General features: G+C 60.3%; 36 protein-coding genes and 1 tRNA gene. 11 read left to right on the top strand and 26 right to left on the bottom strand.

Annotation, left to right across the window (positions count from 1 at the left end; genetic code table 11):
* Positions 1-43 precede the first annotated feature (43 nt).
* The 21 genes from rpmJ to rplC all read right to left on the bottom strand — a co-directional run bounded on the left by rpmJ (position 44) and on the right by rplC (position 10939).
* The gene (rpmJ, locus tag DXY10_RS10920) at positions 44-157 is read right to left on the bottom strand and encodes a 50S ribosomal protein L36 (protein ID WP_007100636.1); all 114 of its coding nucleotides are present in this window, start codon (positions 155-157) and stop codon (positions 44-46) included.
* Between the two features lie 51 nt (positions 158-208).
* A complete protein-coding gene (locus DXY10_RS10915; RefSeq protein WP_115019287.1) occupies positions 209-766 on the bottom strand; it encodes an adenylate kinase in 558 nt (185 codons plus the stop codon).
* Positions 767-839: 73 nt separating this feature from the next.
* Positions 840-2147 (bottom strand): preprotein translocase subunit SecY, encoded by a 1308-nt coding sequence (gene secY / locus DXY10_RS10910; RefSeq protein WP_115019285.1) that lies wholly within the window; start codon positions 2145-2147, stop codon positions 840-842.
* A 102-nt stretch (positions 2148-2249) separates the two neighbouring features.
* Positions 2250-2702, bottom strand: a complete 453-nt coding sequence (rplO, locus tag DXY10_RS10905; RefSeq protein WP_115019283.1) for a 50S ribosomal protein L15 — start codon at positions 2700-2702, stop codon at positions 2250-2252.
* A gap of 6 nt (positions 2703-2708) precedes the next feature.
* The gene (gene rpsE, locus DXY10_RS10900; RefSeq protein ID WP_115019281.1) at positions 2709-3350 is read right to left on the bottom strand and encodes a 30S ribosomal protein S5; all 642 of its coding nucleotides are present in this window, start codon (positions 3348-3350) and stop codon (positions 2709-2711) included.
* 13 nt (positions 3351-3363) lie between these two features.
* Entirely contained in the window at positions 3364-3732 is a 369-nt protein-coding gene (gene rplR / locus DXY10_RS10895; RefSeq protein WP_115019279.1) for a 50S ribosomal protein L18, read from the bottom strand.
* 33 nt (positions 3733-3765) lie between these two features.
* Complete coding sequence (gene rplF, locus DXY10_RS10890; RefSeq protein ID WP_115019277.1) at positions 3766-4305, bottom strand: 50S ribosomal protein L6; 540 nt, start codon at positions 4303-4305, stop codon at positions 3766-3768.
* Positions 4306-4320: 15 nt separating this feature from the next.
* Positions 4321-4722, bottom strand: coding sequence for a 30S ribosomal protein S8 (rpsH, locus tag DXY10_RS10885; protein ID WP_115019275.1), 402 nt, complete (start codon positions 4720-4722; stop codon positions 4321-4323).
* A 20-nt stretch (positions 4723-4742) separates the two neighbouring features.
* Positions 4743-5282: a 50S ribosomal protein L5 gene (gene rplE / locus DXY10_RS10880; protein WP_115019273.1), complete on the bottom strand. Its 540-nt coding sequence runs from the start codon at positions 5280-5282 to the stop codon at positions 4743-4745.
* Between the two features lie 47 nt (positions 5283-5329).
* Positions 5330-5686 (bottom strand): 50S ribosomal protein L24, encoded by a 357-nt coding sequence (gene rplX / locus DXY10_RS10875; protein ID WP_115019271.1) that lies wholly within the window; start codon positions 5684-5686, stop codon positions 5330-5332.
* A 1-nt stretch (position 5687) separates the two neighbouring features.
* Positions 5688-6053, bottom strand: coding sequence for a 50S ribosomal protein L14 (gene rplN / locus DXY10_RS10870; protein WP_115019269.1), 366 nt, complete (start codon positions 6051-6053; stop codon positions 5688-5690).
* Positions 6050-6316: a 30S ribosomal protein S17 gene (gene rpsQ, locus DXY10_RS10865; protein WP_115019267.1), complete on the bottom strand. Its 267-nt coding sequence runs from the start codon at positions 6314-6316 to the stop codon at positions 6050-6052. Before rpsQ ends, rplN begins: the two co-directional genes overlap by 4 nt.
* Before the next feature lie 20 nt (positions 6317-6336).
* Complete coding sequence (gene rpmC, locus DXY10_RS10860) at positions 6337-6546, bottom strand: 50S ribosomal protein L29 (RefSeq protein ID WP_115019265.1); 210 nt, start codon at positions 6544-6546, stop codon at positions 6337-6339.
* A gap of 2 nt (positions 6547-6548) precedes the next feature.
* Positions 6549-7025: a 50S ribosomal protein L16 gene (rplP, locus tag DXY10_RS10855; protein WP_115019263.1), complete on the bottom strand. Its 477-nt coding sequence runs from the start codon at positions 7023-7025 to the stop codon at positions 6549-6551.
* A gap of 16 nt (positions 7026-7041) precedes the next feature.
* Complete coding sequence (gene rpsC, locus DXY10_RS10850) at positions 7042-7773, bottom strand: 30S ribosomal protein S3 (protein WP_115019262.1); 732 nt, start codon at positions 7771-7773, stop codon at positions 7042-7044.
* Positions 7774-7792: 19 nt separating this feature from the next.
* On the bottom strand, positions 7793-8158 hold the full coding sequence (gene rplV, locus DXY10_RS10845; RefSeq protein ID WP_115019260.1) for a 50S ribosomal protein L22: 366 nt from the start codon (positions 8156-8158) through the stop codon (positions 7793-7795).
* A gap of 4 nt (positions 8159-8162) precedes the next feature.
* Positions 8163-8438: a 30S ribosomal protein S19 gene (gene rpsS, locus DXY10_RS10840; protein WP_115019258.1), complete on the bottom strand. Its 276-nt coding sequence runs from the start codon at positions 8436-8438 to the stop codon at positions 8163-8165.
* Positions 8439-8473: 35 nt separating this feature from the next.
* A complete protein-coding gene (gene rplB, locus DXY10_RS10835) occupies positions 8474-9337 on the bottom strand; it encodes a 50S ribosomal protein L2 (RefSeq protein ID WP_115019256.1) in 864 nt (287 codons plus the stop codon).
* A 15-nt stretch (positions 9338-9352) separates the two neighbouring features.
* Positions 9353-9655 (bottom strand): 50S ribosomal protein L23, encoded by a 303-nt coding sequence (locus DXY10_RS10830; protein ID WP_115019253.1) that lies wholly within the window; start codon positions 9653-9655, stop codon positions 9353-9355.
* Positions 9648-10283: a 50S ribosomal protein L4 gene (gene rplD / locus DXY10_RS10825; RefSeq protein WP_115019251.1), complete on the bottom strand. Its 636-nt coding sequence runs from the start codon at positions 10281-10283 to the stop codon at positions 9648-9650. The genes DXY10_RS10830 and rplD overlap by 8 nt, the downstream gene beginning before the upstream one ends.
* Entirely contained in the window at positions 10283-10939 is a 657-nt protein-coding gene (gene rplC, locus DXY10_RS10820; protein WP_115019360.1) for a 50S ribosomal protein L3, read from the bottom strand. The genes rplD and rplC overlap by 1 nt, the downstream gene beginning before the upstream one ends.
* Positions 10940-11320: 381 nt before the next feature.
* On the opposite strand from rplC, the gene DXY10_RS10815 reads away from it, so the two are divergent.
* From DXY10_RS10815 to recA, 6 genes are all read left to right on the top strand, one after another.
* Entirely contained in the window at positions 11321-11782 is a 462-nt protein-coding gene (locus DXY10_RS10815; RefSeq protein WP_115019249.1) for an NAD(P)H-quinone oxidoreductase subunit N, read from the top strand.
* 63 nt (positions 11783-11845) lie between these two features.
* Positions 11846-12865, top strand: a complete 1020-nt coding sequence (locus DXY10_RS10810; RefSeq protein ID WP_115019358.1) for an LdpA C-terminal domain-containing domain — start codon at positions 11846-11848, stop codon at positions 12863-12865.
* A gap of 36 nt (positions 12866-12901) precedes the next feature.
* Entirely contained in the window at positions 12902-14554 is a 1653-nt protein-coding gene (locus tag DXY10_RS10805; protein ID WP_115019247.1) for an AAA family ATPase, read from the top strand.
* Positions 14555-14658: 104 nt separating this feature from the next.
* Positions 14659-14730 (top strand) — tRNA-Gln (locus DXY10_RS10800).
* A gap of 16 nt (positions 14731-14746) precedes the next feature.
* Positions 14747-15523, top strand: coding sequence for an HAD family hydrolase (locus tag DXY10_RS10795; RefSeq protein WP_115019244.1), 777 nt, complete (start codon positions 14747-14749; stop codon positions 15521-15523).
* A 152-nt stretch (positions 15524-15675) separates the two neighbouring features.
* Positions 15676-16836, top strand: a complete 1161-nt coding sequence (recA, locus tag DXY10_RS10790) for a recombinase RecA (RefSeq protein ID WP_115019242.1) — start codon at positions 15676-15678, stop codon at positions 16834-16836.
* A gap of 43 nt (positions 16837-16879) precedes the next feature.
* On the opposite strand, the gene DXY10_RS10785 is transcribed toward recA, so the two are convergent.
* The 3 genes from DXY10_RS10785 to DXY10_RS10775 all read right to left on the bottom strand — a co-directional run bounded on the left by DXY10_RS10785 (position 16880) and on the right by DXY10_RS10775 (position 19128).
* Positions 16880-17254, bottom strand: coding sequence for a DUF1815 family protein (locus DXY10_RS10785; protein ID WP_115019240.1), 375 nt, complete (start codon positions 17252-17254; stop codon positions 16880-16882).
* Positions 17255-17375: 121 nt separating this feature from the next.
* The gene (locus tag DXY10_RS10780; protein WP_115019238.1) at positions 17376-17615 is read right to left on the bottom strand and encodes a DUF2839 domain-containing protein; all 240 of its coding nucleotides are present in this window, start codon (positions 17613-17615) and stop codon (positions 17376-17378) included.
* Positions 17616-17679: 64 nt separating this feature from the next.
* On the bottom strand, positions 17680-19128 hold the full coding sequence (locus DXY10_RS10775) for a helicase (protein WP_115019236.1): 1449 nt from the start codon (positions 19126-19128) through the stop codon (positions 17680-17682).
* Between the two features lie 82 nt (positions 19129-19210).
* Between DXY10_RS10775 and DXY10_RS10770 the strand changes: the two genes are divergently transcribed.
* Positions 19211-20083 carry a prephenate/arogenate dehydrogenase gene (locus DXY10_RS10770; RefSeq protein WP_115019234.1) on the top strand — a complete coding sequence of 291 codons (873 nt, stop codon included), beginning with the start codon at positions 19211-19213 and terminating at the stop codon, positions 20081-20083.
* A gap of 43 nt (positions 20084-20126) precedes the next feature.
* Here the strand turns inward: DXY10_RS10770 and crtD are convergent, their stop codons facing one another.
* Positions 20127-21647, bottom strand: a complete 1521-nt coding sequence (gene crtD, locus DXY10_RS10765) for a C-3',4' desaturase CrtD (protein WP_115019232.1) — start codon at positions 21645-21647, stop codon at positions 20127-20129.
* 6 nt (positions 21648-21653) lie between these two features.
* On the opposite strand from crtD, the gene DXY10_RS10760 reads away from it, so the two are divergent.
* Positions 21654-22565, top strand: a complete 912-nt coding sequence (locus DXY10_RS10760; RefSeq protein ID WP_244282275.1) for a fructosamine kinase family protein — start codon at positions 21654-21656, stop codon at positions 22563-22565.
* Between the two features lies 1 nt (position 22566).
* On the opposite strand, the gene DXY10_RS10755 is transcribed toward DXY10_RS10760, so the two are convergent.
* Entirely contained in the window at positions 22567-22956 is a 390-nt protein-coding gene (locus DXY10_RS10755; RefSeq protein WP_115019230.1) for a CAAD domain-containing protein, read from the bottom strand.
* Positions 22957-22976: 20 nt separating this feature from the next.
* Here DXY10_RS10755 and DXY10_RS10750 point away from each other — a divergent pair, with 20 nt between their 5' ends.
* The 3 genes from DXY10_RS10750 (at position 22977) to DXY10_RS10740 (ending at position 25611) form a co-directional block, all read left to right on the top strand.
* The gene (locus DXY10_RS10750; protein ID WP_115019228.1) at positions 22977-23489 is read left to right on the top strand and encodes a M67 family metallopeptidase; all 513 of its coding nucleotides are present in this window, start codon (positions 22977-22979) and stop codon (positions 23487-23489) included.
* A gap of 24 nt (positions 23490-23513) precedes the next feature.
* The gene (moeB, locus tag DXY10_RS10745; protein WP_115019226.1) at positions 23514-24686 is read left to right on the top strand and encodes a molybdopterin-synthase adenylyltransferase MoeB; all 1173 of its coding nucleotides are present in this window, start codon (positions 23514-23516) and stop codon (positions 24684-24686) included.
* A 235-nt stretch (positions 24687-24921) separates the two neighbouring features.
* Positions 24922-25611 (top strand): TauD/TfdA family dioxygenase, encoded by a 690-nt coding sequence (locus DXY10_RS10740; protein WP_115019224.1) that lies wholly within the window; start codon positions 24922-24924, stop codon positions 25609-25611.
* Positions 25612-25821: the final 210 nt, after the last annotated feature.

The raw sequence follows: 25821 nt of genomic DNA, 5'->3' as shown, positions 1-25821 counted from the left end.
AATTGAGGCGGTGGTCAGCGGTCAGCTGACCGGCAGCTAGGGCTCAACCCTGGCGCTGCTTGTGCTTTGGGTTGGTGCAGATCACCATGACCCGGCCGTGACGACGAATCACGCGGCACTTTTCGCACATTTTCTTGACCGAGGCGCGCACCTTCATGGGGTGTGGCTCTCCAAAATTCCAAACAGCTAACTTACCACAGGGCGGTTGTCACCCCTTTCTCAAGGCTTCTTCGATCCGCTCGGTGATCGATTCGATGCTGCCTTGCGCTTCCACTGAGATCAACAGGTTCTGTTGGCGGTAATGGTGAATCAGAGGTGCTGTTTGTTCGCGATAGACCTCGAGACGATGGCGGATGACCTCTTCGTTGTCGTCATCTCGACCGCGGGCAAGCATGCGTGCCATCAGGACAGCGTCGTCGAGTTCGAGCAGCACAACGGCTTCTAATGGCTGGCTGATCTCCTGCAGAAGCGGTTCCAGGGCTTCAGCTTGAGCAACATTGCGAGGGAAGCCATCCAGAAGCCAGCCCCCGTCTCCCAGTGCCCCGAGCTGCCCCTTCACGATCGCCAGGACCAGGGCATCACTCACCAGTTCTCCGCGGTTCATCACGGCTTCGGCTTCTTTGCCGAGATCGCTTCCTGCTGCCACCTCGGCCCGCAGCAGGTCGCCGGTCGAGAGGTGCTTCATCCCATGCTGACTACACAATCGGGCCGCCTGGGTACCTTTCCCGGCACCTGGTGGGCCGAGAAAGAGGAGACGTTTTTTCATGGCTTCGATGGCAATGGGGTGTGATTGGCACGATTGCGAGCCAATGGAAGGTTGACTGCGCTTTGCTGTTGACCTACTGGCGGACGAGGCCCTCATAGCGCTGAGAGACCACGTAGGTCTGAACCTGCTTGGCGGTGTCGATTGCGACGCCCACCAGAATTAGGAGAGACGTTGAGCCGAGCCCTCCCAGCTTCACCTGGCTGGTGGTTTCGATCAGCGACGGGATGATCACGACGGCCCCTAGGAACAGGCCGCCCAGCAAGGTGAGGCGCGCTTGCACTCCGGAGATGTAGTTGGCTGTGGCCGTTCCCGGGCGCACTCCAGGAATGGCCACGCCCCCTCGCTTGAGGTTGCTGGCAATGTCGGTTGGATTGAGGGTGAGTGACGCGTAGAAGTAGGCAAAGGCCAGGATTAGAGCGAAGTAGAGCAAGTAGTAGGGCCAGTTACCGGGCTGAATCGCACCGACAGCCCTCGATAACCACTCCTGCTTGGCGAACTGGGCCAGCGTGACGGGAAGAAACAGCATGGCCGAAGCGAAGATGATGGGCATCACCCCCCCTGCATTCAGCTTCATCGGGAGGTAGCTCTGGCGATTGGGCAGGGTGCCCGTTCCACCCACCTGGCGTTTCGCACTCACGATCGGCAGGCGTCTGGAGGCTTCCTGGACGAACACGATCCCGACAATCGTGGCCAGAAACACAAGCGTGATCTTGATCAGATCGAGCACGGTGCCCCGATCACCTGTCTGTGCCTGGGTCACAGCGCCACCCACTGTTTGCGGCAGCGTGGCCACGATGTTCAGGAAGATCACCAGGGAGGCACCCTGGCCGATCCCCCGCTCGGTGATCACTTCACTGAGCCACATCACCACCATCGATCCGGTCACCAGTGCCAGCGATGTCTGCACAACGAAGACCAGATCGCTCAAGCCCTCAGTTGCGTATTGACGCAGGATGAGCGAAAACACAACGCTCTGCACGAGACCCCAGCCAAGGGCCACATAGCGCGTGATCTGAGCGATCTTGCGCCGTCCGGCTTCGCCTTCGTTCTTCTGTAGATCCTCGAGCTGCGGCAGGGCTGCAGTGAGCAGCTGCAGGATGATGGAAGCGTTGATAAAGGGAAGGATCCCGAGGGCAAAGATGCCCAGGCTCGACACACCACCACCGGTGAAGATGTCGAGGAATCCGATCAGCTGTCCCCCACCTTCCAGGAACTGCTGGAAGGCCACACGGTCGATCCCCGGCATCGGGATGTAGATGCCAACGCGGACCAGCAGAAGCAGTCCGATGGTGGTCAGAATTCGACCACGCAGTTCGGGATTGCTCACCGCCTGGGTGATCACTTCTCCGGCGCTGGGGTTTCGTCCCCGACTGACGAGCATGAATGAGATGGGGTAAGTGGGGCGTGATGCCAAAAAGCCGTCCGATGACCGAAGTCATGCAGACGGCTCAGACCTTAGAAGTGCCTGCGACAATCGGGGTGACTAGTCGAGCACTTCGCAGCTGCCACCTGCGGCTTCGATCTTGCTGCGGGCAGAGGCGGTGAATGCTGCTGCCTGAACGGTGAGTTTCACCTTCAGTTCACCGTTGCCAAGCACTTTGAGTGGGTGCTTAGGGCTCGTCACCACCCCGTCCTTGACGAGTGAGTCGAGATTGACGGTGCTGCCGGCCTTGAGCTCATTGAGAGCTGACACATTCAAGACGGTGAAGAACTTGGGGTTCACCAGCGGGAAGTGCTTGAGCTTGGGCACCCGGCGGTACAGCGGCATTTGACCACCCTCGAAACCGGGGCGGGTCGGACGGCCTGAGCGGGATTTTTGGCCACGCATACCGAAGCCACAGCTGGCGCCTTGGCCTGCGGCGATGCCGCGGCCCTTACGCAGTTTGCGGCGACGGGCGCCTTTGTTGGGTTTGAGGGAATCGAGACGAAGGGTCATGGGGAATCAGGAGTAGATCTGCTCGAGGGAGATCCCCCGTTCCTTGGCGGTGTCCTTGTGGGTGCGGAGCTCGGCCAGGGCCACCATCGCAGCCCGGGCGTTGTTTAGAGGCGTCTTGCTGCCGAGGCGTTTCGCCAGCACGTTCTTGATGCCAGCTAGTTCCAACACGGTGCGGATGGAACCACCCGCGATCACACCGGTACCCGGTGCGGCAGGACGAATCAGAACGCTGGCGGCACCGTCACGTCCATTGGACAGTGTGGGGATGGAGTTGTGACGCGTCAGCGGCACCTTCACAAGGTGCTTTTTGCCGTCGGCAACCCCTTTACGCACGGCACCGATGACATCGCCCGCTTTGCCGACGCCGACGCCGACCTGGCCGCGCTCGTTACCGACCACGACGATGGCCCGGAAGCTCATCTTTTTGCCTCCCTTGACGGTTTTGGAGACACGGCGGATTTGCACGACGCGTTCCTGCCATTCGGAATCACGCTCCTGGCCGCGGCGATCACCGCGGCGTCCACCACGACGGTCGCCGCGGTCGCGTCCACCACGACGCTGTTCCTGCTGCTGGCCTTCAGCTGCTGCAGGAACATTGGACGCTGCCGGGACGTCGTTGGCGGGGGTCTGAGTGTTTGGTTCGGTCATGTTGAGAGCAGGATCAGAATTGAAGGCCCGCTTCCCGGGCGGCATCGGCGAGGGCTTGCACCCGGCCGTGGTACAGGTTGCCGCCGCGATCGAAGACCACCTGTTGGATGCCCTTGGCGATGGCGCGCTTGGCTAGCAGTGAGCCCACCGCGACGGAGGCATCACAGCTGCTGCCGTCAGCCTTGAGGTTGGTGCGCAGTTCCTTGTCAACGGTTGATGCTGAGCAGAGGGTGCTCTGGGCATCGTCGTCGATGACTTGGGCGTAGATGTGGTTGTTGGAACGGAACACGGCCAGGCGCGGACGCGTGGCGGAACCGTTGAGATGGCGACGCAGGCGCCGGTGGCGCTTCTGGGTCTGCTGTTTGCGGGAAAGGGTCGACATGGTGGGGGAAACGGAGGGTTGCCTGGCAGGGGATTACTTTTTGCCCGACTTGCCTGCCTTGCGCAGGATGCGCTCGCCCGCATATTTGATGCCTTTGCCTTTGTAGGGCTCAGGCGGACGGATGGCGCGGATCTTGGCGGCTTCGTTGCCGACCAGTTCTTTGTCGGTGCCGGAGACGGTGACGTTGGTGTTGTTCTCCACTGCGAAGGTGATGCCTTCTGGGGGAACCACTTCCACGGGGTGGCTGTAGCCGGCGCTGACGATCAGGGTTTTGCCTTTGACCTGAGCGCGGTTACCCACGCCCACGATCTCAAGCTTTTTGCTGAAGCCGTGGCTGACGCCCTCAACCATGTTTGCCACCAGGGTGCGGCAAAGACCATGGCGCTCACGAGAGCGCCGCTTGTCATTGCTAGGGGCCACAACGATGGTGTTATCGACCTGGCTGATGGTGACGCCATCAGGCAGGGTTCGTTTGAGTTCACCCTTGGGGCCCTTCACCGTCACGGCAAGGCCGTCGAGGGTGATGTTGACCTTCTCGGGGATGGGGATTGGAGATTTACCAATACGAGACATAGTTTTGGCTCCTGGTCAGTACACGTAGCAGAGCACTTCACCACCGACGCCCTCTTTTCGGGCATCGCGGTCGCTCATCACACCCTTGGAGGTGGAGATGATTGCCACCCCCAATCCGCCGAGGACTTTGGGTAGGCCACGGGTGTTCTTGTAGATGCGCAAGCCCGGTTTGCTGACCCGCTGCATTGAGCGGATGGTGGGCTGGCGGTGCTTGCCGCTGTACTTCAGTTCCAGGACCAGGCTGGTGTGAATCCCTTCACCTTCTTCGCTGATTTCAGCGATGAAACCCTCCTGCTGCAGCACCTTTGCGATGCTGCGCGACATACGCGAGGCGGGAACTTTTGTGGACTGATGACGTTTCTCACTCGCATTGCGAATGCGGGTGAGCATGTCGGAAATAGGGTCGTGGTTGGCCATAGTGGGTTTCCGAGGGGGGCTCAGTTGCTGCGGAATGGCATTCCCATCTCGCTGAGGAGGGCCCGGCCCTCTTCATCCGTGCGGGCAGTGGTCACGATGGTGATGTCCATGCCCCTAATGGCGTCGATCTGGTCGAACGAGATTTCAGGAAAGATGATCTGTTCCCTCACCCCCAGGGTGTAATTCCCTCGACCGTCGAAGCTCTTAGGGCTGACGCCGCGGAAGTCGCGGATGCGCGGCAGTGCGAGGTTGATCAGACGCTCCAGGAAGGCATACATGCGGTCGCCGCGAAGGGTGACTGCGCAGCCGATCGGCATGCCCTGGCGAATTTTGAAGCCGGCGATGGCCTTCTTGGCGCGGGTAACCAACACCTTCTGGCCGGTGATCTGTGCCAGTTCATTCACCGAGGCCTCTAGGGACTTGGCGTTCTGGGCTGCTTCACCGAGGCCCCGGTTGACGGTGACTTTCACCACCTTGGGGACTTCGTGGACATTGGAGAGACTGAGGTCTTTCAGCAATTTGGGCTGAATGGTCTCCCTGTAGCGCTGTTTGAGTGACATGGCTGGGGAATGGACTTCTGGACTTGGTCAGAAGAGAGGGTCGAGGATCAATCGATCACTTCGCCGGTTTTCTTGAGGCGACGTTTCTTGGTGCCGTCCTGTTCAGTGACGAGCTCAACGCGGCTGGCGACCTTCTTTGAGGTCGAATAGAGCATCACGTTGGAGGCATGCAGTGATGCTTCCTCGGTGACGATCCGACCAGATTCACCTTCCTGGGTGGGCTTGACGTGTCTAGTGCGCAGGTTGATGCCCTGCACGATCACACGGTTCTCATTGGGCAGGGTGCGAAGCACTTCACCGGTCTTGCCCTTGTCCTTACCAGTGATCACCTGAACGGTGTCACCTTTGCGCAGACGCATCTTGATGCGCTGAGTGGTGTTGGATTTCGGAGTTGCAGTTGCCATCTCAGATCACCTCCGGAGCGAGGGAGACGATTTTGGTGAAGTTGCGGTCGCGCAGTTCACGGGCCACAGGACCGAAGACGCGGGTGCCCTTGGGGTTCTTGTCGTCGTTGATGATCACCGCTGCGTTGTCGTCGAAGCGGATTGAGTTGCCGGTGTCGCGACGCAGAGTTGCTCGCGTGCGCACCACAACGGCCTTCACGACATCGGACTTTTTCACGCCCATGTTGGGCATGGCGTCCTTGACGGCGGCCACGATCACATCGCCCACGTGGGCGTAGCGACGATTGCTGCCCAGCACACGGATGCACTGGATCCGCTTGGCGCCGCTGTTGTCAGCGACGGTGAGGAAAGATTCTTGCTGAATCATTTGGCGGCCTCGTCAGCTTTAGGGCTGTGGCTGAGCACTTCGGCGATTGCCCAGCGCTTGTGGCGGCTCATCGGCCGGGTTTCGGTGATGCGAACGCGGTCGCCGACCCGGCAGTTGTTGTCTTCATCGTGAGCCTTGTAACGGGTGGTACGGCTCACCGTCTTTTGATAGATGGGGTGGGGGAAGCGGTTCTCCACCGCGACAACCACCGTTTTGTCCATCTTGTCGCTGACGACGGTGCCGACCCTTTCCTTGAGTGCCATGGTTGGTTCTCCTTAGGGGATCAGGAAGCAGTGGAGCTTTGACGCTCCGATTGCACCGTCAGCAGTTGGGCCAGCTTGATGCGGCTTTCCTTGAAGCGGTGCGTGTTGGCGAGTTGCCGTGTGGCCTGCTGGAAGCGCAGGTCGAACAGCTCGCGGCGGAGACCGTCGATCTGTTCGTTGATCTCTGCGTCAGAGAGCTGACGCATTTCGGAAGCATTGGGGCGTGCCATGGTCAGGCCTCCACAGTTGCGGTGGACGCAGCCTTGGCATCGCTGCCTTGTGCGGCTGTCTCCTGGTCTTCCAGGGTGATGAACTTGGTCTTCACAGGAAGCTTGTACTGCGCAAGGCGCATGGCCTCCCGTGCGATTTCGGGAGTGATTTCCTCACCGCCCATCTCGAACAGAACCCGTCCCGGCTTGATCACCGCCACCCAGAATTCTGGGTTGCCCTTACCGGAACCCATACGGGTTTCAGCAGGACGCATGGTGACCGGTTTGTCCGGGAAGATCCGGATCCAGATTTTGCCGCCCCGCTTGACATAGCGGGTCATGGCACGACGGCTGGCCTCGATCTGACGCGAGGTGATCCAGCCGCACTCCTGGGCTTGCAGTGCGAATTGACCGAAGGCAATGGTGTTGCCACGGGTAGCGACGCCGCGCATGCGGCCGCGCTGCTGCTTACGGAATTTGACGCGTTTTGGACTCAGCATGGTTCAGGCCTCCTGTTCAACCCTCGTTGGAGCGGTCTTCGAACTGTTGGGGCCTGCGACCGGCCCGGCGCCGTGGGGTTGCCCCCACTGGCAGTTGTTGCGGGGCTTCATCACCCAGCACTTCGCCTTTGAACACCCAGACCTTGATGCCCAGCACCCCGTAGGTGGTGCTGGCCACCTTGGTGGCGTAATCGATGTCTGCGCGAAGGGTATGCAATGGAACACGACCTTCACGGGTCCACTCGGTGCGGGCGATTTCAGCACCGTTGAGACGGCCGCTCACCTGGATCTTCAGGCCGAGCACGCCAGCGCGCTGGGCCCGTTGGACGGCCATGCGGATCGTGCGGCGGAACGCCACTCGCTTTTCCAATTGCTGAGCGATGTACTCAGCAAGCAGAAATGCATCGGCGTCAACCCGCTCGACTTCAACGACATTGATCCTGACCTGACGGCTCGAATCTCCGACGGTTTTCTGGATGCCGCTGCGCAGCTCCTCAATGCCGCTGCCCTGGCGACCAACCAGCACGCCGGGACGTGCGGTTTTGAGTTCAACCTCAAGTTGATCAGCTTTGCGGGCGATCAGCACATCGCTGATGCCGGCGGAGCCGTATTTCTTGTGGATGAATTTGCGGATCCGGTCATCTTCTTGAAGAAGAGACGGATAGTTCTTGCTGGAGGCATACCAGCGGGACCGGTGCTCCTGGGTGATCCCCAGGCGTAAGCCGGTTGGATGGATTTTGTGTCCCATCAGTCGGTGTGCTCGGGGGTCAGGAGTCGGTCTGGGCTGCCACAGCGATGCTGATGTGGCAGGTCTGTTTTTTGATCGCGAAGGCGCGACCTTGGGCGCGGGGCCGATACCGCTTCATGGAAGGACCCATGTCCGCTGTGGCGTTCGTGATCACCAGGGAGGACGGATCCATCCCCAGGTTGTGCTCGGCATTGGCGACAGCAGACCGGAGCACTTTGGTGATCGGGCCGGTGGAGCGGTAGGGCATGAACTCGAGCATGATCAAGGCGTCGCGATAGGTGCGACCTCTGATCTGATCGAGAACCCGCCGCACTTTGGACACTGAGCCGCGGATGAAGCGACCGTGGGCCTGGGCGATGGGGGCTGTCGGGGATGACGTGGTCATGGTCTCAGCGGCCTCCTTTCTTGTCTTTGATGTGGCCCTTGAAGGTGCGGGTGGGGGCGAATTCGCCCAGTTTGTGACCCACCATTTGCTCGGTCACAAAGACCGGCACGTGGCTTTTGCCGTTGTGAACGGCAATGGTGTGGCCGATCATCATCGGCAGGATGGTGGAGGCCCTTGACCAGGTCTTGATGACGGATTTGTCATCAGCGGCGTTTTGCTTTTCAACCTTGCGAAGCAGGCTGTCTGCAATAAACGGGCCTTTTTTGAGTGAACGTCCCATGGCGGATTAAGCGAACGGCAGAACGGTGAGTTGCATCAGGAATCGCGTCCGCCACGGCTCCGCTTGGAGGTCTTGCGACGCTTGCGGAGGACGAACTTGTTGCTGGGCTTGTTCCGCTTGCGGGTCTTCAGACCGAGGGCGGGTTTACCCCATGGGGTGACGGGACCTGATCGGCCGATCGGTGCGCGACCCTCACCACCACCGTGGGGGTGATCACAAGGGTTCATCACACTGCCTCGGACCTGAGGACGACGTCCAAGCCAGCGGCGACGGCCGGCTTTACCCAGGCTGGTGTTGCGGATCTCGGAGTTGCCGACTTCACCGAGGGTGGCGTAGCACTCGCGGCGGATGAGACGCACCTCAGTGGAGGGAAGCTTGAGAGCGACATAGTCACCCTCCTTCGCCATCACTTGGGCACTCGCACCAGCGGTACGCACCATCTGGCCACCACGGCCGGCATAGAGCTCAACGCAATGAACGCTCGAGCCCAATGGGATCGAAGACAGAGGCAGAGCATTGCCGGTCTCAATCGGAGACTCTGGGCCGGAGACCACGGTCTGGCCGACGGTGATACCAGCAGGAGCAAGGATGTAGCGCTTTTCGCCGTCTGCATAGAACAGAAGGGCGAGACGGGCGTTGCGGTGGGGGTCGTAGTGGATTGCTGCAACCTTGGCGGTGACGCCGTGTTTGTTGCGGCGGAAATCCACCAGTCGATAGAGGCGCTTGTGGCCACCGCCGCGATGACGGCAGGTGATCACACCGCGGTTGTTACGACCCTTGCGGCGGTGTTTGGCCACCACCAGGGAGCGTTCCGGCTTGCGGCCGGTGACTTCACTGAAGTCGGTGACCACCCGGGTGCGGGTTCCGGGGGTGTAGGGGCGGAATGTACGGATTGCCATGACGTTTCAGACCCCTCAGGACTCAGGGAAGAGTTGGATGGAGCTGCCTTCGGCAAGACGCACCACTGCCTTCTTCACCTGGGCACGCTTGCCGGCGAAGCGACCAACGCGACGGGAGCGTCGGGGCGGGTTCATGGTGCTGATGCCTGTGACCTTGACATCGAACAGCTGCTCAATGGCGGCCTTGATGTCGGGTTTGGCAGCTCGGTGATCGACCTCAAAGGTGTACTGGTTCAGTTCCAGTGCACGGGTGGCTTTCTCAGTGATCAACGGTCTGCGGATCACATCGGCCAGTCGTCCAGTGAAGCGCTCAGTCATCGCTATAGACCTCCTGAATCGTTGCGAGTGCGGTCTCCCCGACCACGAGGCTGTTGGCGTTCAGCAGATCGAAGACGTTGAGTTGATCAGCGGAGATCAGCTTCACCTTCTCGAGATTGCGTACCGAACGGCGCACGACCTCAGAGGGGTTGGTGAGGATGATCAGGATCTTGGTGTCGGCAGCGATGCCGAGGCGCCCCAGAGCATCGGTGATTTCTCGGGTCTTGGGAGCTTCGAGGTTGGTGCCGAAGTCCTTCACCACCACCAGATCTTCCACACGGGCCATGAGGGCTGTGCGAAGGGCGAGACGACGCTCCTTGCGGTTCATCGCCAGGTTGTAGGAGCGGGGCTTCGGTCCGAAGACGATGCCGCCACCAGGACGCAGTGGTGTGCGAATCGAACCCTGACGGGCCCGACCCGTTCCTTTTTGTTTGTAGGGCTTGCGGCCACCACCGCGAACCTCTGCTCGGGTCAGGGTGCTGGCGGTGCCTTGACGGCTGTGGGCCTGCTGGCGCAGGACAGCGCGATGCATCAGGTCGTTTGCCGTGGCTTCCTTCGCCACCTTCAGGTCAAGGCTGGCACTGCCAGCTTCTTTGCCCTGCCAGTCGCGGACTACACAGTTAGCCATCACTTACCTCCTTTGGAAGGCTTGGCACCCACCCGGTTCGCGGGGCGGATGTTGAGTAGGGAGCCCGGCTTTCCGGGAACCGATCCCTTCACCACCAGAAGGTTGCGGTCGCTGTCCACCTTGAGGATGGTGAGACCGCGGGTGGTGATTTTCTTGCCGCCGTAGCGACCAGCCATGCGCTTGCCGGGATAAATACGGCCAGGCGTGGTACCTGCGCCGGTTGAGCCCGGTTCGCGGTGGTTCTTAGAACCGTGGGTCATCGGACCGCGGCTGAAGCCGTGACGCTTCTGGTAGCCAGAGAAGCCGCGACCCATGGTGTCGCCGCTCACGTCGACCTTCTGACCGGCTTCGAAATCACCAACGGTGACTTTGTGGCCCAGTTCGAAACCGCTCAAGTCGTCGACGCGGTATTCGCTGAGGTGGCGTAGAAGCCCCTCGCCAGATTTGGCGAGATGGCCTTTTTCTGGCCTGTTGATCAACTTCTCGCGAGTGTCGCCGAAGCCGATCTGTACGGCGGAATAGCCGTCGGTTTCAGATGATTTGAGTTGGGTGATGCGGCAAGGACCAGCCTCGATCAGGGTGACCGGGACGGATTTACCTTGCTCGTCGAAGAACTGGGACATACCCAGCTTCTTCCCAAGGATGCCGATGGACATGGGGAGGTAAGAACGCCAGCGTGGACGCCCTCCATTCATGAAATGAACGGGGGTTTGGGTGCTGATCGTGATAACGCAGTCATGGCCGGATGCCGTGACACCTCAAGTTGAGGCGAAGAATCCGGAATGGAGCTAGCGAGCGAATCAGCGGGCTGGGACTTGTCCGACGAGGTCGGTCAGTTTCCCGGCAGCTTTGGGTGAAACCCTCCGCTGCTCTGGCCTAGAGATCCAGCGCAATCGCTGAATCTGCTTCGCGATCTGGAGGCCCGGCTAGCGGACGGGCACAGAGTCACGGAGCAAACAAAAACACTACACCACAGCCCACCCCCCTCTCCAATGGGCCCTTCGACTGCCAGACTCCGTTTCAGCCGTGTTCGTTCCATGCCGCTGCTCCTCTCAGGACGGGGTTTCCGCCGTGAGCTGGAGGCTGCAGGATGCATGGCCATTCACGTTCCTTTGGAAGGCGGGGCGGAAACACGGTTGCTTCGCCGTCTTCGAGGGGCTGGATACAACACCTATATGACCTCCGCACGCGGTCTAGGTGATGTTGAAGTCTTCCTGTTTGAGAAGCACGGTATTCGTCCTCCCCACCTCGGCCATCAGAGCGTCGGACGAGGTGCTGCCGTTGGCGAGGTGCAGGAGGTGATGCCGATTCTTGGCGAACGGCTTCTCGGGGCAAAACCTTTGGCTTTGTGGCTTCTCGAGGGGCAGGTGCTCTGCCGATCAGAGTTGCTATCGCTCTGTGAGCTCTGCCGTCGTGAGCCCAGGTTGAAGGTCGTTGTCGAAATGGGTGGGGCCCGCAGCCTGCGTTGGCAGTCCATGGCCAGCTATCTGGAGGCCTGAGCCTTTCCAGTGCACCCCCAGCCGCGCTCTCGCGCTGAAACGGCCTTGATGTCAGGGCATTGGGTGAAGCTCATTTGCGGTGCCAGTAATCAGGATTTGCCTGGTATCGCCGACCTCTGCGCTCTTTATGCCTGTGCAGGGGTGCATTGTGTGGATGTGGCGGCCGATGCAGCTGTTGTACGCGCCGCCCGTTCCGGTCTGGCCTGGGCTCGCGACCATGGCGCTCCACCGGTCTGGTTGATGGTGAGCATCAGTGACGGCAGTGACGCCCATTTCCGCAAGGCTCAATTCGACCCCAAGCTCTGTCCGAGCGACTGCCCTAGACCCTGTGCTCGCGTCTGCCCCGCTGATGCCATCCCTGCTGCGCCACAATGTTTGGAGGCTGGTTGTGGAGGGGTCGAAGCGTCTCGCTGCTATGGCTGTGGTCGCTGCCTTCCGGCCTGTCCACTTGGCTTGATCCAAGCCTCTGAGCATCGTCAGCGTCTTGAGGATCTTGTGCCGCTCTTAAGGGCGCTTCATCCCGATGCCGTCGAGGTGCATACAGCACCTGGTCGAGGCAAGACCTTCTCCGATGCCGTCCAGGCGCTGGTCAATGCCCAGGTCCCTCTACAGCGTCTGGCAGTGAGTTGCGGACTGGAGGGACACGGGCTGACGGCGCCTGATCTTGCGAGGGAGCTCTGGCAGCGTTTTGGAGTGGTGCGTCGCCATGGTCTGCGTCCGCTTTGGCAGCTTGATGGCAGGCCGATGAGCGGTGATGTGGGGAGGGGCACTGCCCGTGCCGCTATTCAGCTTTGGCAGCACATACGTCCGCTTGCGCCTCCCGGCCCTCTTCAGCTGGCTGGTGGAACCAATGCCAGCACGCTGGACCTGTTGCTGGATTCTTCGTCAGCTCAGACCTTTCGTCCCGCTGGCGTTGCGTTCGGAGGCCAAGCCAGGGCCTTGGTTCAGCCTTGGCTTCAGGCGGCGTTGGAGCGGGGCCAGCATCTGGTCGATTGGCCAGAGGGCTGGGCTCAGGCCCTCAGTAAGGCCAAAACACTGGTCAATCCCTGGTTGCAGACCCGTTATGGCCGTTCTCCCTGCTAGAAGGCGGTCAACGCCTCTGGGTCGAAGGGTTGGCAGATGACCACCGAGCACATCACTGACGACCTCGATCGTTTGCTGATGCTGTTGCCAGCAGATGTGCAGCAAGCATTGGCGTCGGCCGAGTGCAGGGATGAGCTGCTGGAAGTGGTCTTGGATCTTGGTCGTGTACCGGAAGCCCGCTACCCAGGCCGTTCGATGCCCCTGGGCGATGCTTGTCTCAGTCGAGATGCGCTTCAGGCCACCGTTGAACGGCTGGGACAGTTCGGTGCCGATAATCGTGCTGGCATTGAACGAACCCTCCATCGCATCAGTGCGATCCGAAGCCGTTGCGGTGATGTGGTGGGCCTCACTTGCCGCGTCGGCCGTGCTGTGTTCGGCACTGTCGCGATGGTGCGCGATCTGCTCGATAGCGGTGAGTCGCTTCTGCTGATGGGTCGCCCGGGGGTGGGCAAGACCACAGCTCTGCGTGAGATCGCCAGGGTTCTTGCTGATGAATTCGGTAAGCGGGTGGTGGTGATCGACACCAGCAATGAGATCGCCGGCGACGGTGACATCCCCCATCCGGCGATTGGCCGGGCTCGGCGCATGCAGGTGGCCCGCCCCGAGCTTCAGCATCAGGTGATGATCGAGGCGGTGGAGAACCACATGCCCGAGGTGATTGTGATCGATGAGATCGGCACGGAACTCGAGGCCCAGGCGGCACGCACGATTGCTGAGCGTGGCGTGATGCTGGTGGCTACGGCGCATGGCAACGCATTGGCCAACCTGATCAAGAACCCCACCCTTTGTGATCTGGTCGGTGGTATTGAGTCGGTCACTCTTGGTGATGATGAGGCACGGCGGCGGCGCAGCCAGAAAACGGTGTTGGAACGTGCCGCTGAGCCAACGTTTCCGCTGGCGGTGGAAATGCATCAGCGTCATCGCTGGGCGGTGCATCCTGATGTGGGCGCCACGGTGGATCTTCTGCTGAGGGGGCATCAACCCAGGGCTCAGCTGCGCGAGCTGGAGCCTGATGGCACTGTTCGGCTTGTTGAGGCAGCGCCTGTCGGCGACGGGCCGCGTCGCCCCCGCGATCCGCAGCGATCGCCCTCGCGGTGGTCAGGGGTGAAGCCACCGCTGGCTGTGGTGCCGCTGCCCGATCCCATCCGTGCGGTAGGCGAGGCTCAGGCCGAGGGGCCTCAGGGTGGGCCGAGTGATGGCTGGGATGGACTGCAGGTGCTCTGTTGCGGGTTGAATCCTCGTCTGATCGAGGAGGCCACGCGACGTCACGACTGGCCTGTTCGGCTGGTGGAGGACCTCGTCGAGGCCGATGTGGTGCTCAGTATTCGCCAGGGGTTAGGGCGGCAACCCGGCTTGCGTCGTCAGGCCCGCGAGGCTCGGGTGCCCATCCTTGTGATTAAGGCCGATACCCTGCCGCAGGTGGAGCGTGCACTGGAGCGTCTGCTGGCACGCCGAACGGAAGAGGCTCTGCCTGCTTCCAGTGATGATCGTGCGGATGCCTTTGCTGCTCTAGAGGAATGCCGTCTCGCTGTCGAGCAGGTGGTGGTGCCGTTGGGTCGACCCGTGGAGCTTCTCCCCCGTACGGAGGAGGTCCGCCGGATGCAGGCGGATTTAGTGGAGCGTTATCGCTTGCGTAGCGACGTCTTCGGTCAGGCGGAACAGAGGCGGCTCCGAGTCTTCCCGCCCTGAGCCACTGTTGACCTCCGGAACAATGGATTGACGAAGGCCACTCCAATGTGGGTAACTATTCAGGCACCAGTCAGCAGACCTTCGGGAACGCAGATTGCGCGCGTTGGGCCGTCGCCAAGTGGTAAGGCAGCGGGTTTTGGTCTCGCCATTCCTAGGTTCGAATCCTAGCGGCCCAGTTTTCAGTTCTTTTCGGTGTCCAACCGTCCTTTGTTGGTCTTCGACTTCGACGGTGTAATCGTCGACGGTATGGAGGAGTACTGGTGGAGTGCTTGTCTGGCCTGCCTGAGCTTGAGCGCTGCTGGCGGCATGCGGCACCAGGTCCCGAATCGGATCCCTGATGGCTTCCGACAGCTTCGCCCCTGGATTCACCATGGTTGGGAGATGGTGCTGATGGCGTCGCTGCTGCAGGAGAACGACGGTCTGCTGCAGCGCCTCGGTGTGGATGCATTTGTTGCTGCCTATTCGGAGCACTGTCGTCAGGCTCTCGAGGCCAGGGACTGGTCGCCTCAGCAATTGCAGGAGGCTCTCGAGCAAGTCAGGCACTCGGCTATGGCGGAGGATCGTTCCACCTGGCTCAATCGTCATCGGCCCTTTGCCGGCGTACCCCAACGCTTGCGATCCCTCGCTGCTGAGGGCGTCGACTGGGCTGTTCTCACCACCAAGGGGCGGGCCTTTACCTCCGAGTTGTTGGATGCATTTGATCTCCAGCCTGCGCTGCTGTTCGGCCATGAAGCCGGTTCAAAGCCTGATGTATTGCTGCGATTGATCGCTGAGCAATCGCTGTGTGGTTTTGTCGAGGATCGCCTGGCCACGCTCGAGACCGTGCTGGCGACTCCGGGGCTGAGGTCTCTTCCCTGTTTCCTTGCCGAGTGGGGCTATTTGCGTCCGTCTGATCGTCACGCCCTGCCCCAAGGCGTGCAGCTGTTGGAACTGACGCAGTTCGCTGCCCCCTTGGCGGACTGGACTTGATTCGTTAACGTACATCTGTACTACATGGGACGATCGACTGCGTCTTGGGCACTGGATGGTCTGTTCAGTGCCTAGTGGTTCAGTCGCAGCGCTTTTTGCGCCGTCCTGGTCTGCGGCCTGTAACGCCCTTCCACCCCTTAGTTTTTTCTGCCATGCCAGTTGACGTGAAAGCCGCCCAGTCCTCCGGATCCGATGCTCGCCCCGGTGAGCGCGATAAAGCCCTGAACCTTGTGCTTGGTCAGATCGAGCGCAATTTTGGCAAGGGATCGATCATGCGCCTTGGGGATGCCTCCCGCATGCGGGTTGAAACCATCTCGACCGGTGCCCTCACCCTCGATCTCGCTTTGGGTGGCGGTTATCCCAAAGGGCGTGTGGTTGAGGTTTACGGCCCGGAGAGTTCTGGTAAGACCACGCTGACGTTGCATGCGATCGCTGAAGTGCAGCGTCGGGGTGGTGTGGCTGCCTTTGTGGATGCCGAGCACGCCCTCGATCCGGTGTATGCCGCGTCGCTAGGCGTCGATATCGAGAATCTTCTCGTCTCCCAGCCCGACACCGGTGAGATGGCGTTGGAGATCGTAGATCAGCTGGTGCGTTCGGCCGCGGTGGATATCGTCGTGGTCGACTCTGTGGCTGCTCTGACGCCCCGCGCTGAGATCGAAGGGGAAATGGGTGATTTGGCGGTGGGGAGTCAGGCTCGTTTAATGAGCCAGGCGATGCGCAAAATCACTGGCAACATTGGCAAGTCTGGTTGCACGGTGATTTTCCTCAATCAGTTGCGCCTGAAGATTGGGGTCACCTATGGCAATCCGGAGACCACGACGGGTGGTAACGCTCTCAAGTTCTATGCGTCAGTGCGGCTTGATATTCGTCGCATTCAGACCCTGAAGCGCGGAACTGAGGAATACGGAATCAGGGCCAAGGTCAAGGTGGCCAAAAACAAGGTGGCCCCCCCGTTCCGGATCGCAGAATTTGACATCCTGTTCGGCCGTGGCATCAGCACCCTTGGCTGCTTGTTGGATCTCGCTGAGGAAACCGGTGTGGTGATCCGCAAAGGGGCCTGGTACAGCTACGAAGGCGACAACATCGGTCAGGGTCGCGACAACACCATCGGCTGGCTCGAGCAGAACCCCGAAGCCAAGGAGACGATTGAGGTGTTGGTGCGTCAGAAGCTCACCGATGGCTCAGAGGTGACCTCCAACTCGATGCGTCCTCTTGCGGCGGCTGCGCGCACTGCGGCGGCCAAGGGCAATGCAGCTGCAGCTAGCGCTGATAAAAAGGCCGACGATCCAAAGGCTGCGTCAGCTGCGGCCTAAGGGATGCTGCGCTGATGTCGCAGCAAGCTGATCGATGTGGGGGTCAGTCAGGGGGCAGAGCTGCTTGTTTGTTGGTCTCGGCTTTGGCAGCAAGTTCATTGCTGCCCTTGCTGAGTCCCTGTAGGAACTGCGATAGACGCTCCAGTTCTTGAATGGCTTCGGCGCCTTCGAGTTTCACGAGTTCGCGCCCATTGCGGGATTCAACCCAGCTGATGCCGTAATCGGATACCAGGAACCTGACCATGTGTTGATCACCCAGATCGGCCACGAATGAGGCGCCATGGTCTTCGCTTCCGTCATCGCAGACGTAGCAGGAGGCGGTCATGCCGCATGTCTTCAGACTGCTGGCAAGAGCCTGAAGGCTCATCACCAGGTCATGCACGACAGAGCGGTACTGCTGGGCCAGACGATGAAACATGCGCTTGAGGCCACGTGACCTCAAGCATTTTAAATGTTTCCTTTAGATTCGCGGCGGATGTGTGGGCCTGCAGACAGGCCTGATGTCTCTGCAGGGGGCGCCGTCGTCGTTGCGGCTTCAATCAACGTGTATCAGCCAGGCTCCACCAACCTGCGGCTGGACCGATGAAACGCACGACGACCCAGAGCACCACCAAAGAGCCGATGCCGATCCAGGCCCCACGGGTTGTGATGGCCATGAACTGACTGGTTTGTTGCTTGGTGAGGGGGAGCCAGGAGACGACCCGTTCCGATGACCCGTTGGCGGGTTTCGGCTTTCGGGGTGGCATCCCCTGGCTGGCGCGACGGCGGGCTTCTCCCATGCGGAGCAGTGCTCTGGATAGGCAGCAGCCTAGGGGTGTGATTGTGGTTTGTTCTCGGATGGGCTCATTGGGGGAGCAGGCGCTGCAGAGGGGTCCAGGGTTGAAGGGTTGTCAGCACCTGTTCCCCCCAGCTCCGGCCCCTCACCCGTCCATCAAGGATGGCCAGGCGGCCACCGTTGCGGCGAAGAGGAGCCACGGCTGGTGCGATTTGCAGGAGGGCTTCTGGCAGTAGAAGTTCGCGGAACCAGTCGCGTCCCTGGCGTTTCAGGGCTTCCACGCGCGCAGCGGTGAGTGGTGACTCCAAGCTGGCCAGGGGGAGTAGGGCCACAATCAGCTGCTCAGGAAGCGGCAGTTGATCCTGGTGCTGCAACCACCAGTCCCAGCGGCAGCAGATCACGCCGTTGCTTTCGGGGCTTGTGGCCTCGTGGATCACCCGACTGCCAAATTCACCCGCCAGTTCGCTGGTCAGCCGCTGGCGCATCCCGTCGTCGTTGAGCAGCACCACGGTCAGTCCGGATCGACCGAGGATTAATCGACGCGCCTGATCCAGCAAGTGCTCTGAGAACACTTCGGTATTGGGCAGCGGTTGGCGACGTGGGGCAAACAGAGGCAATGGGTCCAACAGTGAGGGTTCGCGCAGATGCACGACCACATCAAGATTGAGTCCGGCGGTCGTTAATTCTTGCTCGAGTGGGTCTGCCTGGCCATTTCCACTGATCAACAGCGCTGGTTGGTGCTCAATTAGCTCACGGAGCTCTTGCAACGGTTCGAGCACGTCCAGATGCCAGCGCCACTGCAGCAGGCGATGGTCCAAAGAGGCCCAACTCACCCACTGGTCTTCTCTGGCGCGGATGAGGTCCGTCCAGGGGTCGGGTAAGGGGCCCAGCAGGCCTACAAGATCCCGCAGGGCCAACAGTGCGCTGCCATCGAGGCGCACCTGAGCATCGTTGCGGGTGGCCTGCGCGAACACGCGGCGACTGAGGCGTTCGTGCAGCTCAAGCAGAGCGGCATCCGCGCAAGGGTGGGCCTGGCGTAGCCGTTCCCAGTCACTGGGGCCGATCTCCGTTGCGAGTGCGTTGCGTAGACGCTGGCTGAAGTGTTGTCCTTCTGGCACGACCAGTTGGTGGTCAGGCATCAGCAGTCCTTGCTGGTGGGCGCGCACCAAACCAGCTGTGGAAAGAACCCAGACTTGATCTCCTGGCGGTGGCGTCTCGGCTGTCCAACAGGCGAGTTTGAGGCCAGCCTCCAGCAGGCGTGGCCGTTCTACCTGCAGGAGCCGTCGTTTCTGGGGCTCTTCGAGGACCAACACCGCACGGCGGCTCTGCAGGCATAGAGGTACGAGAACACCGAGCCACCAGTGCTCCTGGCTGCTTGGAGCAAGTTGAAACAAGGCCGAATCCCTGCGTCGCAGTCCCCGTGCCATCAGGCGGCTGAGGGTGAGGTGATGGGGCCAGGAGGAGCGCTCCTGCTGGAGCAGGTGCTTGAGCTGCTGATGGGCACGCGCTTCCAGCATCTGCTGAGCCTAATTGGACCCCTCAAGGGTGTTGGTGTGCGCTTGACCGTCGATCAACATGGGGCGAGTCGATCGGGTGGTAATGCAGCGCGAGAAGGTCGCCCTGACTGGATTGCCCACGACGGTGGGAGTGGTGGGGCTTGGGTTGATCGGTGGCTCGCTTGGCCTAGATCTTCAGGCTCTTGGTTGTCGAGTGAGGGGGATTACCCATCGTCAATGCACCGCTGATCGGGCTCTCGAACGTGGCCTTGTGCACGAGGTCAGTACGGATCCTCAAGCGCTTGCGGGCTCTGAATTGGTGATTCTGGCGATGCCGTTGAACCGGCTTCTCGATCCTGATGCCGCTTTGATCTCGGCTTTGCCCCGGGAGGCGGTGGTGACGGATGTGGGGTCTGTGAAGGGAGCGGTGCTGGCGACTTGGCGCTCGCTGCACCCGCGTTTCGTCGCTAGTCATCCCATGGCTGGTACCGCGGAGGCTGGCGTGGAAGCAGGTCTGCGGGATTTGTTTCGAGGGCGTCCATGGGTGGTCACCCCTGAGGCTGCTACCGATCCCCAAGCACTGGCAATGGTGGAGGCTTTGGCCACGGCGGTGGGTAGTCATTGTTTGGTCACGGAGGCAGACCGCCACGACCAGGCTGTGGCGCTGATCTCCCATGTGCCTGTGCTGGTGAGTGCCGCTCTCTTGCAGGCCGTCGGATCTGAGCGGGATCCAGCGGTGTTGGCGTTAGCTCGCCAGCTGGCCTCCAGCGGTTTTGCCGACACCACCCGGGTCGGTGGTGGTAATCCGCAGTTAGGTACGGCGATGGCGGCCAGCAACACGGCGGCAGTCCTACGGGGACTGGCCGCTTATCGCTGGAGCTTGGAGCAGCTGGAAGAGACGATCCTGGAAGGGAACTGGGATCAGCTTGAGAGTGTGCTCAGGCAGACGCAGAGCCAACGACCCGATTTCCTCTAGCTGTTGGAGAGGCTGGTTGTCGCTGTGGGCTTGTCGATTCTGGTTATTCAACCGTGAGTGAGCTGCCGCGGCGGGCCATCAGTTGCTGGCATGCCATCAGGGCTGAGAGGCTGACGCCGGCGGTCCCTTCCCCGGGATAGATGGAGTCCCCGCAAAGCCATAGACCTGGAACTGGTGTGCGGCTGGCCAGCCCGAACGGGCCGAAATGGTGGGGGTGCTGGCCCAGGCCTCCCACGATGCCCTGAGGCCGTCCGGTCCAGTGGGCAAAGGCTCTTGGCGTCGAGAGCTCGAGGTGATTCCATCCCTGTGTGGGAATGCCGAGCCAGCTCTCCAGGCTGCTGCGCATGGTGTCTAACGTCTTGCGCTTGCGTTTCTGGTGCTCTGGTTCCGTGAGCTCAGCCCACTGGCGTGGATCGGTGAACACGCTGGCGATCAGGGTGGCTTGTCCGCTGGGGGCTCGCCCATCTCCGTCGCGGCTGACAGAGACGAACAAGGAACCAGGATCCTCTCCATCGCGCTGGAGATGGAGAGGGCAATCTTGCGGCAGCAGACTGCGATCCAGGGCTCCGTAAAGCACCAGTGCTCCGCTTGGGGCTTCCAGTCTCTGCAGTCGGTTTCTGTAGTGCGCGGGCAGTGGCGATCTCTGGCCGTCACCTTGGGGGAAGAGCGCGGGCAGGCACTGGGGAGGCAGGCTGCAGATCAGCTCTTGGCAGCGCCACTGGTGACTGGTGCCATTGCGATCTTGTCCGTGCACAATCCATTGATGGGTCTCGGTTCGTTCCAGTCGGGTCACACGACGCTTCAGGCTGACCTCTCCTCCATCGCGGCGAATGGCGCTCGCGAGCAGTTCGCTCAGCACCTGCATCGAGCCATGGAGATGCCAGAGCCCCAGCGGTGCCTGCACCATTTGCAGCACGGTGGCGCCATAGAGAGCGGCCGTTCGCTCGCTGGGCTCCTGGGAGTAAAGCCGCAGCTGTAAATCTAGAAAACGTCGCAGCCGCGGCTGGTCTGCGCAGCCGCAGAGACGGAGCAGGTCTGCGACGCTCATCAGACTGAATGGGCTGCTGGCCAAGGTGCCGAGTCCGATCGCCTTGAGGGTGCGTTGAAAATCCCAGCCGTTGCGCACTGGCAGCACGGGGTCATGCCCGGCAAAGGCCCAGTTCCGTTGATGCAGCCAGGAGCAGAGAGCCCAGAACCTCTCGGAACCTGGGAATTGATGGGCACGTTCTTGATGCCAACGGGTTGGGTCATGCCAGAGGTGGACCGGCTTACTGCCATCGGCCAGATCCACAACACAGCCGGGATCGAGTTGCTCGGCAGCCGGTGGGACAAGTCCGAGGTGCCGAAAGATGCGGGCATGGCTTCCGCCCGGTTCCAAGCCTGCGACCTGGGTGGCGCCAACATCAAACGTATACGGCCCTCGCCGGAATGTGCCAGCGCATCCCCCGAGCTGGTGATGGGCCTCCAGCAGGGTCACGTTGATGTTGTCGTGGGCGAGTAGTGCGGCTGCAGTCAGTCCGGCGATGCCACCGCCAATCACGATGACGTCCTGTTCAGGCTCCATCAGGCCATGCTGGCAGTGCAGGGCCTGGTGCCGTGGATGCGGGCAGAACTGGAACAGATTCTCCGTCAGAACTCCTCTCTCATGGGCGGAGCACGCCTCGAGGATTGCCGTTCACTCGGTGGTGGTTGCAGCCAGTCCGCCTGGCAGCTTCAGTTCTCGGACGGCAGGGTGCTCTTTGCCAAGCAGGGCACAGAGGCCATGTTGGAGGCCGAAAGGCTGGGCCTTCAGGCCTTGAATGCCGCTGCAGATCCTCGCGATTTGATGGTGCCGAAGCCCCTGGCCCTGCTTCGTGCCGAATCCAGTCAGGCGCTGTTGGTGGTGCCTTGGCTGGACCAGACGGGTGGCGATCAGGCAGCCCTTGGTCGGGGGCTGGCCAAGCTGCATCGGCATTCGATGCAGCGGGGTCCTGGCCGTTATGGCTGGTCTAGCGATGGATATATCGGCTTGGGTCCGCAACCAGGAGGCTGGCGCGACAGCTGGGGGGAGGCATACGTGCAGCTGCGATTGTGCCCCCAGCTCCGGCTCGCCCAAGCCTGGGGCCTGGAGCTTCCTTCCAAGGCATGGCTGGAGGTGCTCACGCAGGTGCTGGAAGAGCACAGCCCAGCCCCATCGCTTGTCCATGGCGACCTCTGGGGTGGAAATGCCGGCGTCTTGGCTGATGGCCGAGGTGCCTTGATTGATCCGGCCAGCTGGTGGGCCGATCGTGAGGTGGATCTGGCGATGACCCATCTCTTCGGAGGGTTCAGCCAGGGCTTTTATACGGCTTATGAGGAGGAATGGCCCCTGGCGTTCGGGGCCTCAGACCGGATCGAGGTCTACAACCTGTATCACCTGCTCAATCACGCCAATCTTTTTGGCGGTGGTTATCGGCAGCAGTGCCGCCAATCCATCCGCCTGTTGAAACAGCGATTCGATTGAATCAGCCGAGGTATTCCTGGCGAAGCGTTTGAACACGATTCACCAAAGCGGAACGCTTGTCGCTGGTTGTGAGGTTGTTCCAGCTCCATTGGCCGACGACGACGACACCCAAGAGCTCGAGAAGACCTGGCACCACTGGCAGCAAGTTGATCGTGTCTAAGATTCCTTTGATCAGAATTTGCGCAACAATCACAGCTGCCAAGATGCCGACCACCTTGCCAATTCGGCCGACTTGACTCCAATCCACTTGGTCGAGGGTTTCATTCACCTTGCCCAGCACTTCGCTGTAGCGCTCGGTGAAGTTGATCGTTTCAGTGGTGGGGTTGGAGTCGCTGTCAGGCATGGTTTCGGTTGACGTGGGGTCCTTGACCGCAGTGGTGTCCTCACTCATGAGCCCGGGGCAGCTGCAAAATGTTCGTTGAGCGTATCGGTCATTCTCTCGAAACGCCATGGCTTCTGGCATTCGATTCCGATGTCCTGATCATTCTCCGCCGCACGCTCGTCTCGGCTTTCCCTCGCGAGGGATGTGCCCTGCTGCTAGGAGACCGCAGTCACCAGGCTTGGAACGTCAGAGCGGTGTGGCCCTGCTGCAACGTCTGGCGTTCAGGTTTGGAGGGATTGCCCGAGCTGGCAAATCAGCAGCATGGAGCCACAGAAGACCGCTCAACACAGACTTCACCCAGCCTTCACAACCGTTTCGCAATCGATCCGCGGGAGCAGCTTCATGCCCAGCGCTGGGGGCGCCATTGCGGATGTCAGGTGCTTGGCAGCGCTCACTCCCACCCTGGCGGCGAGGCCATCCCTTCGCTCACGGATCGCCGCTGGCTTTATGAACCTTCGTTGATGGTGATCATGGCCAAAGATCACTCCTTTCGCGCCTGGTGGCTCGAGCCCGAGGCTGGCGCTGTGGCACACACTGACTAAGGGTGTCGTTCACTTTGTTCATCTGTGTCAGGCGATTCCGCGGATCAAACCGCTGACATCAGTCAGGAAGAGCGGGCCCGTTATGCCCGTCATCTCAGCCTGCCTGAGCTTGGGATTGAAGGCCAGAGGCACCTGAAGGCTGCATCGGTGCTGTGTGTCGGCAGCGGTGGCCTCGGATCACCGTTGCTGCTCTACCTGGCGGCTGCAGGGGTTGGGCGTATTGGCATCGTTGATTTCGATGTGGTGGATCACTCCAACCTTCAGCGTCAGGTGATCCATGGCACGTCCAGCGTGGGCGAGGACAAGGTTGTATCCGCGCGTGCCCGGATCAACGATCTCAACCCTTTTTGCAGGGTGGACACCTACAACACGAGGATCACGCCGACCAATGCCCTGGAGCTGTTTCGCCCCTACGACCTGATTTGTGATGGCACCGATAACTTCCCGAGTCGATATCTGATCAATGACGCCTGTGTGTTGTTGGGCAAGCCATGCATCTATGGCTCTGTGCAGGGATTTGAAGGTCAGGTGAGTGTGTTCAACCTCACCGCTTCCAGTCCGGATTACCGCGATTTGGTGCCCGAACCCCCACCGCCGGGTCTTGTGCCCTCATGTGCGCAAGGGGGTGTTCTCGGGGTGATGCCGGGGTTGATCGGTTTACTGCAGGCCACCGAAGCGATCAAGGTGATCACTGGCATCGGTCAACCTCTGGACGGGAGGCTTCTCGTGGTGGATGGGTTGGCGATGCGGTTCCGTGAATTCCGTTTGCAGCCCATTCCTGAGAGGCCGGTGATCGATCGGCTGATTGACTACGAAGCGTTCTGCGGCGCCAGTGGCGTCGGATCGGTCCCGGAGGACATGGAAGGCATGGATAGCGTGAGCGTTCAGGAGCTCAAGCAACGACTTGATGCAGGCGAGGCTTTGGTGTTGGTGGATGTGCGTAATCCGCCGGAGGCGGAGGTGGCCGTGATCCCCGGTGCGGAATTGATTCCTCTGGCAACGATCGAAAGCGGCGAAGCCGTGGAACGAATCCGTGCTCTTTCCGCCGACAAACCGCTCTTCGTGCACTGCAAACTGGGTGGGCGCTCTGCCAAGGCGGTCCAGGCTCTGGCTGGCCATGGCATTAGGGCAATCAACGTTGAAGGTGGGATCGATGCCTGGTCACAGCAGATTGATCCTGGCGTTCCTCGCTATTGAATTCTGTTGTTCGATCTGAGATGGATTGTGATGCTCAGTAGCAATCCCTAATTGGCGGCCGATTCCGTTGTGGCTTGGTCACTCTATTTCGAACGCTGTATTCACTACAATCGAAGTCAATCACAACATCATCAAAAGGGACTGTTGGTGGTTTGTATGCAGAAAGCTATAGACTTGTTGACTCTTTGCTGGTCTATGAAGTGATATACGATCCCTTCTATAGGGTGTTGCTCGCATGCCCCTAACAGATGCCGATTTGAAGTCGCTGTTCTCTGAACAGACGAAGTATCGTGTGTTCAGACAGGTATTGTCTAAACCAGTTACTGCTGCCGCGGTTGAGGATTTTGCTAAGGGCTTCGGTGACCTGTCCCTTCGTGATGGAGGGACAGGTTCCTGGCCAGTACAACCCCGTAAGAGCACGGGAACGTATTCCGAAATTGCTGGTCCCGCAGGCTTTCATACCGATTCGCAATATCATCAATATCCTGAACCTCTGTTCATTCTCGCCTGCAATACCCCTGCAGCCGATGGTGGTGACAACCTTCTGATCAGTATGAAGGATGCCTATCAAGTTGCGCTAGAGGCACTTGGCAGTCAAGCAGTCGAGCGGATGAAACAGAGCGTCTGGAGTTGGGCTGTTCCGGCGGTGTTTAGGTCCAAATCCACTCCGGCTTTTTCGCCCCCATCGCCGATCTTTCTTAAGGATGGAACTATTCGCTGGCGGAGCGATAACATCGTTTGCAAAAATGATTCTGACCTTAGCCTTGCTCAGGCATTTGAAAAGGCAATTCAGGAGTCTTCATTTGTCGAACATGTGAGGTTGGAGTCTGGTGATGTGCTGTTGTGTGATAACTGGCATGCTCTGCATGCACGAACTGATTTCTCGGATATGAGCAGACTCATGTATCGTGCTAGATGTCTTTGAAAGTGAGGAGGTTGTGTGGATTAATGTCGATAACTCCTTGGCTCTTTGACGCTCTTTCCCCTTCTCACAAGTTACCCTCACAATGTGACTGAACATCACCTTAGGGGCTTGTGTCAGTAGGTTGTGACGCCCGATTTGTGTTTCAGGATTTAGCAACTGCAGTTCAGCGAAGTGCCATGAAGTTGACGTCTTGTCGATCTTATTAAGCAA

It is taken from the genome of Synechococcus sp. UW140 (assembly GCF_900474295.1).
GTDB lineage: Bacteria > Cyanobacteriota > Cyanobacteriia > PCC-6307 > Cyanobiaceae > Synechococcus_C.
This window is presented reverse-complemented; position numbering and strand designations above follow the sequence as displayed.